The sequence below is a fragment of the Limnospira sp. PMC 289.06 genome (assembly GCF_032350395.1).
GTDB lineage: Bacteria > Cyanobacteriota > Cyanobacteriia > Cyanobacteriales > Microcoleaceae > Limnospira > Limnospira platensis.
The window spans coordinates 1-15,501 of the sequence record NZ_JARPLC010000115.1 but is presented as its reverse complement, the minus strand read 5'-3'; the positions used below and the strand labels follow the sequence as shown (position 1 = coordinate 15,501).

At 45.3% G+C, this 15,501-nt stretch carries 12 protein-coding genes; 5 read left to right on the top strand and 7 right to left on the bottom strand.

Annotation, left to right across the window (positions count from 1 at the left end; genetic code table 11):
- Nucleotides 1–256 precede the first annotated feature (256 nt).
- From queG to rsmH, 4 genes are all read right to left on the bottom strand, one after another.
- Nucleotides 257–1,186 carry a tRNA epoxyqueuosine(34) reductase QueG gene (gene queG / locus P5674_RS18980; protein WP_014277309.1) on the bottom strand — a complete coding sequence of 310 codons (930 nt, stop codon included), beginning with the start codon at nucleotides 1,184–1,186 and terminating at the stop codon, nucleotides 257–259.
- A 78-nt stretch (nucleotides 1,187–1,264) separates the two neighbouring features.
- Nucleotides 1,265–1,696, bottom strand: a complete 432-nt coding sequence (locus tag P5674_RS18975; protein ID WP_006619517.1) for an ATP-binding protein — start codon at nucleotides 1,694–1,696, stop codon at nucleotides 1,265–1,267.
- Entirely contained in the window at nucleotides 1,686–3,368 is a 1,683-nt protein-coding gene (locus P5674_RS18970; protein WP_014277308.1) for a SpoIIE family protein phosphatase, read from the bottom strand. The genes P5674_RS18975 and P5674_RS18970 overlap by 11 nt, the downstream gene beginning before the upstream one ends.
- A gap of 41 nt (nucleotides 3,369–3,409) precedes the next feature.
- On the bottom strand, nucleotides 3,410–4,348 hold the full coding sequence (gene rsmH, locus P5674_RS18965) for a 16S rRNA (cytosine(1402)-N(4))-methyltransferase RsmH (RefSeq protein WP_014277307.1): 939 nt from the start codon (nucleotides 4,346–4,348) through the stop codon (nucleotides 3,410–3,412).
- Nucleotides 4,349–4,455: 107 nt separating this feature from the next.
- On the opposite strand from rsmH, the gene P5674_RS18960 reads away from it, so the two are divergent.
- Both P5674_RS18960 and P5674_RS18955 read left to right on the top strand, forming a co-directional pair.
- Nucleotides 4,456–5,640 (top strand): NAD(P)H-quinone oxidoreductase subunit H, encoded by a 1,185-nt coding sequence (locus P5674_RS18960; RefSeq protein WP_006619520.1) that lies wholly within the window; start codon nucleotides 4,456–4,458, stop codon nucleotides 5,638–5,640.
- A gap of 75 nt (nucleotides 5,641–5,715) precedes the next feature.
- Complete coding sequence (locus tag P5674_RS18955; RefSeq protein WP_014277306.1) at nucleotides 5,716–6,432, top strand: TIGR00266 family protein; 717 nt, start codon at nucleotides 5,716–5,718, stop codon at nucleotides 6,430–6,432.
- 7 nt (nucleotides 6,433–6,439) lie between these two features.
- Here P5674_RS18955 and mnmE read toward each other — a convergent pair whose 3' ends face one another.
- Both mnmE and P5674_RS18945 read right to left on the bottom strand, forming a co-directional pair.
- Complete coding sequence (mnmE, locus tag P5674_RS18950) at nucleotides 6,440–7,849, bottom strand: tRNA uridine-5-carboxymethylaminomethyl(34) synthesis GTPase MnmE (protein WP_152088506.1); 1,410 nt, start codon at nucleotides 7,847–7,849, stop codon at nucleotides 6,440–6,442.
- A 113-nt stretch (nucleotides 7,850–7,962) separates the two neighbouring features.
- Nucleotides 7,963–10,677 (bottom strand): DEAD/DEAH box helicase, encoded by a 2,715-nt coding sequence (locus P5674_RS18945; RefSeq protein WP_014277304.1) that lies wholly within the window; start codon nucleotides 10,675–10,677, stop codon nucleotides 7,963–7,965.
- A 228-nt stretch (nucleotides 10,678–10,905) separates the two neighbouring features.
- On the opposite strand from P5674_RS18945, the gene P5674_RS18940 reads away from it, so the two are divergent.
- From P5674_RS18940 to P5674_RS18930, 3 genes are all read left to right on the top strand, one after another.
- A complete protein-coding gene (locus tag P5674_RS18940) occupies nucleotides 10,906–12,045 on the top strand; it encodes a succinylglutamate desuccinylase/aspartoacylase domain-containing protein (RefSeq protein WP_315670204.1) in 1,140 nt (379 codons plus the stop codon).
- 45 nt (nucleotides 12,046–12,090) lie between these two features.
- Complete coding sequence (locus tag P5674_RS18935) at nucleotides 12,091–12,990, top strand: carbohydrate ABC transporter permease (protein WP_006619525.1); 900 nt, start codon at nucleotides 12,091–12,093, stop codon at nucleotides 12,988–12,990.
- A 288-nt stretch (nucleotides 12,991–13,278) separates the two neighbouring features.
- A complete protein-coding gene (locus P5674_RS18930) occupies nucleotides 13,279–14,115 on the top strand; it encodes a hypothetical protein (protein WP_315670203.1) in 837 nt (278 codons plus the stop codon).
- 6 nt (nucleotides 14,116–14,121) lie between these two features.
- Here the strand turns inward: P5674_RS18930 and P5674_RS18925 are convergent, their stop codons facing one another.
- Nucleotides 14,122–15,471: a 1-acyl-sn-glycerol-3-phosphate acyltransferase gene (locus tag P5674_RS18925; RefSeq protein ID WP_315670202.1), complete on the bottom strand. Its 1,350-nt coding sequence runs from the start codon at nucleotides 15,469–15,471 to the stop codon at nucleotides 14,122–14,124.
- Nucleotides 15,472–15,501 lie beyond the last annotated feature (30 nt).

Sequence of the window (15,501 nt, the reverse complement as noted above, 5' to 3'; positions counted from 1 at the left end):
GAGGATTTAGACCGCTTCCTTGGGTTTGACATATCTGGCAATAGGTTTATCCTCAACTATTCTCGCTTCTTATACCGTATTGCCCTAAAATATTAACCTAATTTGAGATTAAATCATGCTCCCGTTTCAATTGAGAGGTACTGCTTTGCTTAGGAAGGCTTCGCCAACGCAGAAGCCAGCTACTTTCTTGGCTACTTCGGTAGCCTCAGTCAGTGAAGCGTCAAGAATCACCGTGGCTTCAGCGGGCGTGAGTATGTCAAAATTTCATGTTAGCCTGAGCATTACGCCGCCACATATAGGGCTTAATTCGGCGCAAAGCTGAGGCGGTAAACCTCTCATTCCAGGTTTCATCAGAAATAGTGGCTAATTCTTCTAAAGTTGGTGCCAGATTTTCCGGATAGGGATTAAAGGCCGCTTCTTTTGTGGGTTTAGCAAATCTTTCATTCCAGGGACAAACATCCTGACAAATATCACAACCTGCCACCCAATTATTAAGATTAGTTGCTATTTCTGGGGGCAAGTTTTCCGCTCGGTTTTCTATGGTATGATAAGCAATACAGCGGTTTGCGTCTACTACAAAAGGTTCAGCGATCGCATTAGTAGGGCAGGCTGACAAACAGCGAGTACAAGTGCCACAATGTTCTGTATGGGGGCGATCGTACTCTAACACCAAATTAGTTAACACCTCTCCCAGAAACACCCAAGAACCGTAATTTCTAGTAATTAGATTCCCATTTTTAGCAATCCAACCCAACCCCGCCCGTTGCGCCCATAGCTTATCCTGAACCGGTCCCGTATCAGCATAATAGCGGGCTTCGATATCTTCCCCCTGCTGTTTTAACCACTGACAAAACTGCTTTAATTTCTTATGCAAAATGCGGTGATAATCTCGTCCCCAGCCATAGCGAGAAATTTTCGCATATTCCGGCTCATTTTTATGTTGATGTGGTGTATAATAGTTAATCGCAACACAAATAAGCGATCGCACTTCCGGCATAACTAGGCGAATATCCTGACGTTTAGGATTATCCATCCAAGCCAGATCCGCCTGATATCCTGCTTGTAACCATAGACGCAACCCTTCCACCTCTTCAGGGGTTGTTGTGGCTGGCGTAAAGCCGACCTGATCAAAACCTAAATCTAGGAGATATTGTTGAATTTGAGAACGGTCAACAGAAGCAGCCATCAGAGAGAAAAGTCAACAATGGAAAGTGGTTAATCATGGGGCTAATGCCACCCTATGGGGGGTGGTGGGATTAGAGTGTCAAGACGAGGACTCCTTAGAACCCAAACTAGCCTGTAACTCCAAACAATTACGGCCATCAGTCTCAAGTTTATAATCAACCCGATCCATGAGGCGCTTCATAATCAACCACCCATAACCATGTACTGGCTTATCTTCAGGTAATGGTGGTTCATAATCACTCATTTCATATCCCTTACCCTGATCCCAAATTTCCAAGCGAATGTCACCTTGATCAAGTTGTAGGCGAATAATCACCGGAAGATCAGGCTGATCGCGGTGAGCATGGCGAATCACATTAGAATAGGCTTCAGCTAGGACTAGGCGAAACCGATTCGACTGACGGGGCCAATCCACCGAGTCCCCTAACTGGACTTCCAAACTGCTTAATAGCCAGTGTTCAACAACTTCTAAAAACCGAATATCGCTCGGCACCTGTAATTCAGTGATCATCTGTTGACACAACCTCCAGAGAGAGTATGGTTTGATCGTCCTCCTGAACCGGATTTTGTTCACGGATGGAAGCCAGTAAAGCCTCTAAATTTAATAGGCTAGTTTGTTGTTTTAGGAGTTGCCATAACCCCTCCTGTTGCAGCATGGCACGGGCGGAATTACCATCATTGCCTTGTTGTAGCACAGTAGCCTCTGTAATTCCATCACTGGTTAGTAAAAATACATCTCCAGGGGACAAGACACGACTACCTACTTTTCCGCGCCAGATTGGGAGAATCCCTAAAGGAATACCCCGTTCTTTCAGAAAAATCGGCTCAACTGTGACATGGCCATCACCATTAAGGTTTTGTTGTTGGAGGGTGCGATGATCCCAAATCAGGGGGTAGATATGTCCAGCATTAGCATAGGATATTTCTCCTGTTGCTGGTGTGTAGCGAGCCAAAACCATGGTAATAAAGTGGTTATTGCCAATCAGATCATCAGATAAGATGCTATTAAGATTGTGCATTACCTGTTCTGGTTCTGGGGAAGTATCTTGAGAGAGTTCTCGACGCAAGACAGAAATGGCACTAGCCATAAACAAAGCTGCGGGAACTCCCTTCCCGGAAACATCCCCCAAAGCCACCCAAATATCCCCCATAGAGTGGATATAGACCTCAAAGAAATCACCCCCAACTTCTCTAGCTGGATAGCAGCAGGCTTGTAGCTTCAGATTGTCAAATTCCGGCCAACTTTGGCGGAGTAAATTCATCTGAATTTGACGAGCAACCTTTAACTCACTCTGCATTTGCTCGGCGAGTTCTAGGGTACGTTGATATAGTCTAGCTTGAGACAGGGCGAGAGATGCTTGTTCGGAAACTACTTCTAACAGTTGAATATCCTCTTCCGACCAGGGTTGGTCTGCGCCATGGCGGTAAACGGCTAAAACGGCTAACAGGTCGTGTTGATAGGTAAGGGGAACTACAATGTGGCTGATGGTATCATCTCCCTGACCGCTGTGGGTCTGGGTTTCACGGGTTTCTACAGCCGCTTGCATCAAGGCTATGATATTGTCGGGTTCCGGGTGAGATTCACTCTGATAAGAGAACTCCTGTTCTGACAAAGAGCCCGATTCGATGGGTTTAACCTTACAAGCCAAGGCTTCAAAGGTTTCACCTACGGTATCTGCAATGGTTTGCAGCATACTTGCATAGTCGAGAGACTCGCGCAAGGCAATTACCACATCATTGTATAGCCGCTCTCGTTTCAAAGACCGACGCAGGGCGTTAGTGCGCTGTTTAAAAAATTTATAGGTTTCGGAGGCTTGCTGAACAACGGTTCGCAGTTCCTCTGGATTCCAAGGTTTGGTGATATATTTGAAGACTTGACCGGAGTTGATAGCTTCGACCAAATCTTCTACATCAGTGTATCCGGTCAGCAGAATACGGATAGTGTCGGGAAAGCGTTCAACGGTTTTACCGAGAAACTCTGTCCCATTCATTTCAGGCATCCGCTGATCGGAAATGATAATAGCCATTTCTCCCTCTTGATCAAGAATCTCGAGGGCTGTTAGGGCGCTATCGGCTTTGTGGACTTTGAAATCACGGCGAAACGTCCTGAACAGCAGGTCTAGGTTATCGGGTTCGTCATCGACGACCATTAGTTTCAGTTTGCGACCTTCTCCCCGACTCATGCTCTACGTTTCTCCTAGATCAATCAGGCATCTTAAACATCTTACCGAAAAACGGGGTTTAAAGTCTCATTTGTATTTCTTTGTGCCAATCTAAGTTTAGCGGAACGGGCGCGAGGATTTTGGCTAATTTCATCTGGCTGGGGAGTTATGGGTTTTTTGGTTAAGACTTTGAGTAGGGGATGATGGCGAAATCCGTGTTTGACTGGCCGATCTTCTAGGCTGTGGAAACTGATGATGCCGATACGTCCTCCGGGTTTAAGCCAGGTGGGGGCTGTTTCTAGGAAGGTTTCTAGGGCGCTTAGTTCTCCGTTTACGGCTATGCGTAGGGCTTGGAAAACTCGGGTAGCTGGGTGTATTCGCCCGTAACGGTACTTGGAGGGGACGCAATTGGCGATCGCCCCCGCGAGTTGTTCTGTGGTTTGAAAGGGTCGTTTTTCGACAATCTGCCTTGCTATGCGCCGAGATAGTCTTTCTTCGCCGTAGGTATAAAAGATATCAGCCAATTGTTTTTCGTCCCAGGTGTTAATGATTTCGGCGGCGCTGAGGGGGTCTTGTGGGTTCATTCGCATATCCAATGGTCCACAATGACGGAAACTAAATCCTCGTCCTGGGGTATCTAGTTGATGGGAGTTCACCCCTAAATCAGCTATGATGCCGTCAAATTGTGAGGGACTCGATGGATATTGGCTAAAGTTTCCGTGCCAAAATTGCAGGCGATCGCCACAATTACCCATAGTATCCATTAACATTGACTTGGCGGCGGCGATCGCTTCTAAATCACGGTCAATCGCCGTCACCCGCACATTAGGGGCCCCTTGAAAAATCATCTTTGTATGTCCCCCGCCGCCAACCGTAGCATCGAGATAGTGACCACCCTCCTGGACTGCTAACCCCTCGATTAATTCCCGCCCCAAAACCGGAATATGGACAAATTTCCCAGCCAATTCTAAATTATCCAAATCTCTACCTTTCTCAGACACCCCAAAATCCCTATAATCAGTTAAAGGAAACTCAAATTAATCGGCAAGTTACGCAGATTTGACGAGACTATAAGACCATCATAAACTCTAGCGCCATCAATAACGATATGAGCAGAATCGAAACTCGCACCGAACCCATGGTCATCAACATGGGACCCCATCACCCCTCCATGCACGGAGTGTTGAGGCTAATTGTCACCCTCGATGGCGAGGATGTAGTAGACTGTGAGCCCGTCATCGGCTACCTACATCGGGGCATGGAAAAAATCGCCGAAAACCGCACCAATATCATGTATGTTCCCTATGTTAGCCGTTGGGATTATGCGGCGGGGATGTTCAATGAAGCCGTAACAGTCAACGCCCCAGAAATGCTGGCTAATATTGAGGTTCCCAAACGTGCCCAGTACATCCGGGTAATCATGTTAGAGTTAAACCGGATCGCCAATCATTTACTGTGGTTAGGACCATTTTTAGCAGATTTAGGCGCGCAAACTCCCTTCTTCTACATCTTCCGAGAAAGGGAAATGATTTATGACCTTTGGGAAGCTGCTACTGGCTATCGCATGGTTAATAACAACTACTTCCGCATTGGTGGAGTCGCCGCCGACCTTCCCTATGGTTGGGTTGATAAATGCCATGATTTCTGCGATTATTTTCTCCCCAAAGTTGATGAGTATGAAAAACTAATCACCAATAACCCGATTTTCCGCCGCCGTATCGAGGGTTTGGGAGTTATTACCCGTGAACAAGCCATTAACTGGGGACTCTCTGGCCCTATGTTGCGCGCTTCTGGGGTTAATTGGGATCTTCGTAAGGTCGATCATTATGAATGTTACGATGATTTGGATTGGGATGTTCACTGGGAAACTGACGGAGACTGTCTCGCCCGTTATGTAGTGCGAATTCGGGAAATGCGGGAATCTGTTAAAATTCTTCGCCAAGCCTTAGATGGTCTTCCTGGGGGCCCCTACGAGAACTTAGAGGCACAACGGATGATGGGAGGGCCTAAGTCTGAGTGGAATAATTTTGATTACCAGTTTATTGGGAAAAAAATTGCTCCGACTTTTAAGATTCCTTCTGGAGAACATTATGTGCGCGTCGAAAGCGGTAAAGGGGAATTGGGCATTTATATTATCGGTGATGATAATGTTTTCCCCTGGCGGTTCAAAATTCGGGCAGCAGACTTTAATAATTTGCAAATTTTTCCCGATTTAGTTAAAGGTGAAAAAGTGGCTGATATTGTGGCGATTTTGGGAAGTGTAGATATTATTATGGGGTCAGTAGATCGCTAATCTGATTTCCCCGAACATATAGGGGCAAGTCTTTGGGCTTGCCCTCCATGCTTACTTCTCACGGTATTTTGACTTATGGCTGATGTAATTGATTACAAAATCTACGGTAATGATTTGCAATTGGTGGAAATTGAACTAGACCCCGGTGAGGGAGTTCAAGCCGAAGTGGGAACCATGACCTATATGGAAGATGGTATTCAAATGCAAACGGGTATGGGGAAAGGGGGGTTATTCTCTGGTTTTAAAAGGATGATTACCGGAGAAAGTTTCTTTATTACTACGTTTTTAAATAATGGTAAACAACGTTCTAGGGTGGGTTTTGCGGCGACTTCACCAGGGCAAATTATTCCGGTTGATTTAGCTCAAATTGGTGGGGAATTTTTGTGCCAAAAAGATGCGTTTTTATGTGCTGCTAATGGTACGGAAATTAATGTAGCATTTACGAAGAAATTAGGGGCTGGTTTCTTTGGGGGGGAGGGATTTATTCTGCAACGATTAAAAGGGGATGGTCTGGCTTTTATTCAAGCGGGAGGGGCGATGATTCAAAAAACTTTACAACCTGGTGAAACTTTGCGAGTTGATACGGGATGTTTGGTGGCGTTTTCTCCGTCGGTGCGCTATGATATTCAGTTTGTGGGTGGTTTTCGTAATGCTTTATTTGGTGGGGAAGGGTTATTTTTGGCGAAAATGACGGGACCGGGTATTGTGATTGTTCAAAGTTTACCATTCTCTCGACTTGCCGATCGCATTAATTCTATGATTACTCTCCCTGCTGTCAGTAATGATGGATGATTGTTGATTATTTACCAATACAAAATCGACTAAAAATCCGGTCTAATACTGATTCGGTAACTTCCTCTCCGGTGACTTCTCCTAGGGCGTGAATTGCGCCGCGTAGGTCGATAGTCCAAAAGTCAAAGGGTAGACGATCGCCTATGGTGTTTTCCACTTGTTCTAGGGCTATTTTCGCACGGGTAAGGGCTGCTGCTTGACGTTGGTTAATGGCAAATTCCAGATTAGCTGATTGTAGGTTTTCCGTATGGACAGCGTTAAGGATGCTTGTTTCTAAATCGGTAATCCCTTGATTAAGGGTGGCGGCGGTTGCAATAATTAACGAAGGTTTAATGTCAAGTTGATTAATAATAGCTTGACGTAAATTTTCTAGCTGTGCTGAGGATAGGCGATCGCTTTTATTCATCACTACAATTATTGGTCGATTTTTGACCTGCTGATAAATCTCATTTTCCCCTTCTGTCCAGCCCTTTTCACAGTCCAGGGTAAATAATATCAAATCCGCTGATTGAGCGGCTATCTGCGACCTTTCCACCCCAATTTGTTCGACTTTATCATCAGATTTACGAATCCCAGCCGTATCAAGAACTTGTACAGGAATACCCCCGACCACTAGCTGAGACTCTACCACATCCCTAGTAGTTCCGGGTAGGTCTGTGACAATGGCGCGATCGCTACGACTCCAAGCATTTAATAAGCTAGATTTTCCCACATTAGGACGACCAACAATTGCCACTTTTAAACCTGTGCGTAAGAGTTCCCCCCTATCTGCTGTGTCTAAGATATCAGTTAATTGCTGGAGGACCTCTTGTAATTGGTGGATAATTTCCGATTCATTTAAGGGGGGTAAATCTTCTTCAAAATCGACCCTAGCTTCAATTTCTGCTAAAATATCTAAACAGAGCGATCGCAGATGATGTATCGGATCGGCTAATTTTCCCCGCAGTCCAGCCAAAGCCGCAGACGCTGCCTGGGGAGACTGAGCCCCCACCAGTTCAGCGACACTCTCAGCTTGAGTCAAATCTAGTCGCCCATTGAGAAACGCCCGCAGGGTAAACTCTCCGGGGGTGGCTAGTCTCGCTCCCGCTTGTAAACAAAGCTGTAGGACCTGTTGAACGGGGATAATACCACCGTGACAGTGGAATTCTACCACATCTTCGCGGGTGTAGGAGCGGGGAGCGAGCATTAATAGCAATAAAGCCTCATCCACCAGTTGCTGTGTGTGGGGATGATGGATATAACCATAGAGAATGCGGTGGCTTGACCAGGGCTGATTTCCTGGGGCTTTAAATAGGGTTTTAGCGATCGCTACAGCTTCTGCTCCAGACATTCTGACAATGCCAATACTGCCCTGTTGTGGCACAATGGCAGTGGCGATCGCAGCAATAGTTTCACTTTTGGTGGAAATTGGAGACATTTTCGTAATAACCAATATTACCAATTATCAAGTAGGTTGTAGGGGCGACATCTAGCCATCATCTAGCCTCCCTCCCCAGAAGGGAGAGCCAGCCAGAATCATCGATGAGCCATTTACTGCACACCCTCATTAACCGGAAAGCGATCGATTAAATTTTTAGCCTCGATCGCATTATCTTTCAGCGTACTACTGAGGTGAGGAACATGGGGAATCTGCGAGAGAAAATCCCGAGTGCGTCGTATAATCCTGACAATATCCCCCTCATCAAGAGTAGTATTTTTCACCAATTCCGCCCATTCTACCCCACCAGCCCACTGTTCAAGAATAGCACTGAGGCGCTGATGTTCTCGGCGTTCAGGAAGCACCAAAAACTCAACACGGTGGCGACCCTGAACCTTAATCAAAGATCTACGCAAAGACCACAGGCGGTTCAAAGTTTCCTGTACCACCTCCGAAAGCTGATAATGAGTCCAACTATCAGACCGAGAAACCTCAGTGACCAAAGCAGAACAAGCACCAGCCAAATTATAAGGCTCTAGGTTATCAAATTCTCCCGACATCAAAACCAACCCCAACCACAACTCATTATCCCCTCGCAGCGCTGCTGTCGCCTGTCCCAACTTAGTGGGCTGCAAATCATCCAAAGCCTCAAACTCTTGTAAAATGTCAATCAGATTCAGAAATTCCCGCCAATTACGTTCCAAATATTGACGCAACTCTTCCTGATAATCAACAATTTCCTTCTGAATAGCCGAACGGCGGCTCAAGCGTTTGAGGATTTTTTGAGGTTTCCCAAACTTTTGGGCTGGGTGTGTAGCTAAAATTTCCTCGACCTGTTCAATGCGAGTGATTTGGTTAACTACCTCTGGGGCCGTATCTGCGACCAACAGTTCTGGAATTTGTACAGCCAGGGCTTCGGTTATTTCATCTCCCCGTCGTGACTGTCCCAATTTAAACTGCATTTCTGGCATTTCCAAATGATCCACCCAGGTAAGCCTAGGAAGTTCAGCGTGTAAATTAACCACATCCATCGCCGCCACTATATACCAACGGTTATCTCGCCCCAAACATAGGAAATAGGGCGCTTGTCCAGGGCTAGGGGTTTGGGCAACCAGTACGGCGGAAATTGGCGGTGAGTCAGACTTGCGGGCGGTGGGGACGTGCTTACCCCGGAGGCTGACCAAAGTACCAAACGCTGCCAAGTCCAGGGCTTCTGCCATTTTTTGAGTGCGGGCTTCTCTGGCTTGTTTTTGCAGGGTTTTTAACAGTCGTTTTTCCTGCTTGAGGCGTTGCTGCTGCTTTTCATACTCAGCGAGGGTGTCTTCTAGGGTATTGATGTCTAAGTCCTCTCCTAAGCCTAATTCGGCTTCAACTTGGGCCAGTTTTGTTTCTAGGTTTTTAATATGTTGTTCTGCTGGAACTAAAGATAGGGTGGAGATATACTGACCAAAACTGCGTTCAACTAGGTTTTTTGCCTTTTCTAGGCTGTGGGTCTGCAACAGGTTCAGCACCATGCCATAACTGGGGCTAAATTGACTGACTAGGGGGTTGGGTTTGGATGTGGCTAAATAGGCTGCTTCCTCGGCTCCCTCAAAAGGGGTTTCTACGGTAACTACATGGCCGATGGTGTCCATGCCGCGCCGTCCGGCACGTCCTGACATTTGCAAAAATTCGGAGGCTCTCAGGAGGCGATGACCGTCGTCTGTGCGCTTGGATAGGCTAGAAATTACGGTGGTGCGGGCGGGCATATTTATCCCAGCGGCTAGGGTTTCGGTGGCGAAAACTACTTTAATGAGTCCTTCCTGAAATAGCTCTTCTACAAAGATTTTCCAGGCGGGAAGTAGTCCGGCGTGGTGGGATGCAATGCCTTTGGCGAGGGGTTCGAGTTGTTTGGGACGGGCGGCACCGGGGGTTTCTTTGATGAAACGGTTAATGCGATCGCGTAAAATTTGCGCCTCTTTGGGGCTGACTAGGGATAGATGGCTAATATCACCCACAGCGCGATCGCACCCACGACGGCTAAATATAAAATAAATCGCCGGTAACATATCCCGTTGTTTCAGTCGCAATACAATATCGGCTAGTTCTGGTACACCGCTTTTGCGGTTATAACTGCCACGCTGACGCGCTCTACTGCTTTTGGCTAATGATGGGCTGATGCGGCGTTTGCTACCATCGAGAAGGGGAAACATCCCTTTGCTGTTGCAAAAGTAGAACTCTACCGGGACCGGACGAGAATCGGAAGATATTAATTCTGTGGGACCGTGTACTCTTCTGATCCAATCGGTGAGTTGCTGTTGGTTGTCTACAGTAGCCGATAAGGCTAACAGTTGTATATTTCGAGGACAGTAGATGATTGATTCTTCCCAAACTGTGCCGCGCTGTCTATCATTCATGTAGTGGCACTCGTCAAGGACTACGGCTTCCACTCCTTCTAGGGATGTGCCTACTTCACCTATGGGAGTACCATAGAGCATATTTCGGAAAATTTCTGTGGTCATTACTAAAATGGGGGCATCCCTATGAAAGGAGATATCCCCGGTGAGTAGTCCCACCATCTCATCACCGAATTGTTCCCGAAAATCTCTTAATTTCTGATTGGAGAGGGCTTTTAGGGGTGTGGTGTAGAAGACTCGGCGACCGTTGGCTAGGGCGCGATGGATGGAATATTCCCCAATTAGGGTTTTTCCGGCTCCGGTGGGGGCGCATACTACTACGGATTTTCCCTCCTCTAAAGCGGCGATCGCCTCCTTCTGAAAATCGTCGAGTTCAAAAGGGAATAGATAACTTAAATCGAGTTGGGGGCTGTTTTGGATAGGATTTGACACAGGGATAATCTTTAAAATGAACAAATAAGTTAAATTGATATAGCAATCCTAAATGATTTTGTGACCAAGCCGGTGAGTTACCAACCTAGCCGGACGCTTTTACCAAGCCAGCTAGATACTGGCACTAATCTATCAGCCTATTGTAGCCTTTCCCTGAAAATCAGGAGTTGCCCAGGCTCACCGGGTCTTGATACAGGTTTGAGATTCTACTATCAAATGTGTCTGCTCATGATACCGACAATTTGGACTATCCCTTTATTGCAGTTGGCTTCAGGCGATCGCCTGGGGTTACAGGTTTATCGGTTTCAGGGTGCAGATCCTGGCAAAAAAGCCTATATACAGTCTAATTTGCACGGCGCGGAAATTAGTGGCAATCAGGTAATTCACCATTTGATTGGGTTTTTGTCTCATTTAGACCCTTCCCAATTGGTCGGGGAAATTTGGTTAGTCCCAGTTTGTAATCCCCTAGGAGTTAATCAGCGATCGCACCATTTTTCTCCTGGTCGCTATCATGTTTATGATGGTAAAGATTGGAATCGCATTTTTTGGGATTATCAAAAAACCGGGGATGATATCGCCAGTTTTGCCCGTGCTAACCGGGATTTTCCCACCCCACAAATTATCGCCAATTATCGCCAAAAAATACTGGCAAAATTCCACAATTCACATCATTATAAAATCCACAGCAATAGTCGCCTTCCCTACGGAGAATATTACCGCTATCAACTACAATCTCTGTGCCTTGATGCTGATTATGTCATTGATTTGCACAGTTCCACTAATCAAGCGATCGATTATTTGTATTGTTTCCATAGTCGAGAAGAAAGCGCCAGAGGTTTTTTGTTAGATTATGGTATTTGGATGAATCAATATGATGGAGATGCTTTTGACGAGGCTTTTTTAAAACCTTGGTTAGCCCTAGAACAGGAATTTAAATTGTTAGGAAAACCCCTGATTTTTGACATTGAATCTTGGACTCTGGAATTGGGCTCAGGTATGACCATGAACCCCGATTCAGTCCAGCGCGGATTAATCGGAATTAAAAATTATCTCGCCGCCAAAGGCATCTTAAATATTGAAAATTTCCCCCTGCCACAAACTGCTAATTATCCCATTAAACTCGTTCCCAAAACTCATATAAAAAAATACTATGCCCCCCAGGGAGGTATGTTTACCAATTCTATTAATATTGGCGATTCCATTACCAAAAACAGTAAAATCTATGATATACTATCCTTCGACAAAGACCAACAAACATCTACAATTCTCCCCGTCTTGGCAGAAGCTGATGGTTTAGTGTTAGATATCGCCACCAACCACAGTGTTAATGAGTTTGATTATGTTTTATCAGTCATGGAAACCCCATAAAACTCATTTTAATAAATCCATTACTATGTCCTATTATCTGTGTAGATGAATCACCCAAAATCACCCCCCAAGTTAACATTAGATCAAGAATCAGTAGCCGCCTGGGTGTTCCTAACTCCCGCCTTGTTTCTGATGGCAATATTTATTATCTGGCCGATTATTTATTTAATTTACCTCAGTTTCACTCAGGGAAGTTTTACCCGGTCTGGCACCGAGTGGGTAGGACTAACCAACTATCTGCGCTTAATTGTTAGCCCTGATTTCTGGCAGGTTATTGGTAATACAATTTACTTCACCATTGCCACAGTTATTCCGAGTTTAATCATTCCCCTCGCCCTAGCTGTAATGTTAGACCAAACCTTGATGCTGCGGGCATTTTTACGGACTGCTTATTTTATCCCTTCTATTACCTCCTTAGTCGCCGTAGGTTTGGGTTGGCGGTGGCTATTTCAAACTGACGGTCCTGTTAACGGCTTTTTATCACAAATTGGCTTTGACCCCATTCCCTGGTTAAGTAGTACCGTCTGGGCTATGCCCATTTTAATTTTACTAAGTATTTGGAAACAATTAGGCTTTAACTTAGTCGTATTTTTAGCCGGACTGCAAACCATTCCCATTAACCGTTATGAAGCGGCGGAACTTGATGGCGCGGGACCCTGGCAAAAATTTTGGTATGTGACTCTACCCGGTCTCCAACCTACCTTAGTATTTGCGACTGTCACTACAGTTATTTTTACCCTGAGAAGTTTTGAACCCGTTTATGTAATTACTGGCGGCGGTCCCCTCAACTCTACCAATTTACTGGTTTACTATATTTACGAACAGGCTTTTTCCCAGTTTGATTTTGGCTACGCAGCAGCGGCGGCGACTTTACTGTTAGCGATCGCCCTAGTCTTAGTCTATTTCCAGCTTCAGATTTTTGGGGAAGACCAAGCCAGCAAATAATCAAGAAGTGATCAATCACACTTGCAGAATTTGCCATAATCCTGTTGTTTACTAATTAGCAGGGGTGGGGATAACCCCACTTAGTCCCCTGGGTGCGTATCTCTAATTAACCGCCAGCCGCAAAAGTCCCTAAAATAATTATGGATAATGCCAAACCCGGTAATAGCAGAATACCTAGCATCAACATTTCATGTTCAGTCATTGAGTAGATTACCTCATAACGTTAAGGAATAGCCTAGCATTTTCGGACAAAAAAAGCACACTGAAATTTAATGGCAGGATTCACCCATGAAAAAACGAGTTAAACGTCTGTCTTTCACTGTAGCGATGACAGTTTCTCTGTTGCTAATTGGGGCGACATTAGCCGTGTTAGGCATTTTTGATGATATGTTAAACTGGGATATTTTTAGCCCGCAAGTTGAACAGCTTTTAAGGGCAATTATGGCGGGGTGTATTGTCCTGAGTGTTTTTGGTGTCGCCATTACTTTTGTGTTGGGTATTCAAGAAATTGTTAAGTCTATTGGCTTACTCCAAAAAAGTCGAGGTTTGGATGAGTTGGAGACTGTTGCCGACGCGCCCAAAACTACCTATATGTTATATATGTCCGGTGTCGTGGCGGTTTTTGCCGTGTTAATTAGTGCTTTATCTGTCGCTAATTTGATGATTACTAACCATCGTAACCGCGTGTTTAAACGCATTGCTACAGAACAAATGCAGCAACTCAGCGATGAGTTTGTGCAGCAGATATCTCTATTAAATGAACCGCCGAGGGCTGATGTTCCTAACACCTTGGATGATTTAATTAGAAGTGTGCAAAAGTTATCGTTTGTGAATGATATTACTCTGTATTTACCCGACCAACAGGATGATATTATTATCTGGAATTATGATTCTATGTGGGTTGATTATCCGCAAAAAGGATTTGAACGTCAAATTGTGGCTAAGGAATATGAACAGGCGATTCAAAGTGCCTTCCAGGGACAACCGGAACTGCTGCAAGCCTTGAATGGGACAACTAGCTTTCAATGGTATTATTTAATCCGTGATCAACAAAATCAACCCTTGGCTGTGTTACGGATTAATGGTAATCAAAGGGAGAATTTTCGGGAGTATAAATTCAAATAAATCTGCCTAAACAATTAACTCTTGTAGGGCGATTTGTAAATCTTGGGTTAAATCAGCGATCGCTTGACGACGACTGCTTCGATAACTAGCCCACCGTGGGGATACAGCAATAGGTTCACCCACCCTAGTTTTAACTAACTGTTTACCTAAGTTGGGGGTTTTATTAGGGTTCACGCCTTTTAATCTAGCGATCGCCGTCCAAATAATGATTACCGTATCCGCAAAGCGATCGAACGAGGGATTTTGCTTAATATATTCCCCAGTCACAGCCACAAAACTTTCCACTAATCTCATGTGCCACATTCGCAAACTTGCTTCTTCCGCCAGGCGATTAGCTAGTCCTAAATCGACCGCTGATAAATCTTCGGGAGATTTCAGATTTTCCCGATATATATACTCCCAACCCGCCTGTTCCAGACGGCGACAACGGCTAGTTAAATCCCCTATAGGTTGAATACCAAAATAGCTTTCAGAAACCTTTAACGCGATATCTAGCAGGGAATGGAGGCGTTCCGGTAAATCTTGCTGGTCACTGGACTGGGGAATATTTTGATGATAGAATTGGCGATATAAGTTCTCCATCAAATTTAGTAAATAGTTACCCAGGTTAATTAAACGGGGATATAAATTCTCAAAAACAGGCTGATGGTTAGATGTCGATAAGCCGCAATCTGTTTCCATCTCCGTTAACAGGGATTCTAAGGCTTTCCAGTTATCTTGAACATAAGAGTATTGAACTCCTAGGGGAACAATCAAAACTGTTTCTGGGCGCTGGAGTTTGTGGAGGTCTTCCACACACCAAAAAGCCATTTGGGCGATACCGGGTTCTAGGGGGCTAATTAATTGATTATGGCCGTTAGTTGCACCTTCTGGAGCCGCAGCTATGGGGAAACGACCGTTAACAAATAAATGGCGGGCAGATTTTAAGCCAGGGCGATCTATGGTGCCGCGTAAAATCGAACTTCCGCCCAATTGAGGAAATAACCAAGTCACGAAATTTCCCGCCCACAGAGGAATACCGCGATCATAAATAAAATGAAAATGCACGGGGTCTTGAAGGCTGACACCCTGAGATTTTGCCAGGGCTGGAATACGCCGCCAAAATACCTGGGAAAGGGCTATGGGGTCATTGGGGTTGGGATGACGAAAAGCGAGGAGGAAGCGAATTTTTGAGGCTTGGAATTGTTGGAACAATTCAATGATGCGATCGCCTTGTTCTATCTGAATATCAGCGATCGGTGTTTTCCAGGCCATCCACAGCGGCATAAATGTCTGGGACAGTCGCAAAACCAGCGGGTTAAACTTGGGGGGGAGAAATTCTAGGGGGGGTTGGGCGTAGGTTTTAGTTTTGGGCATATAATGTTAGGGTATTTTACTACAAAGTTC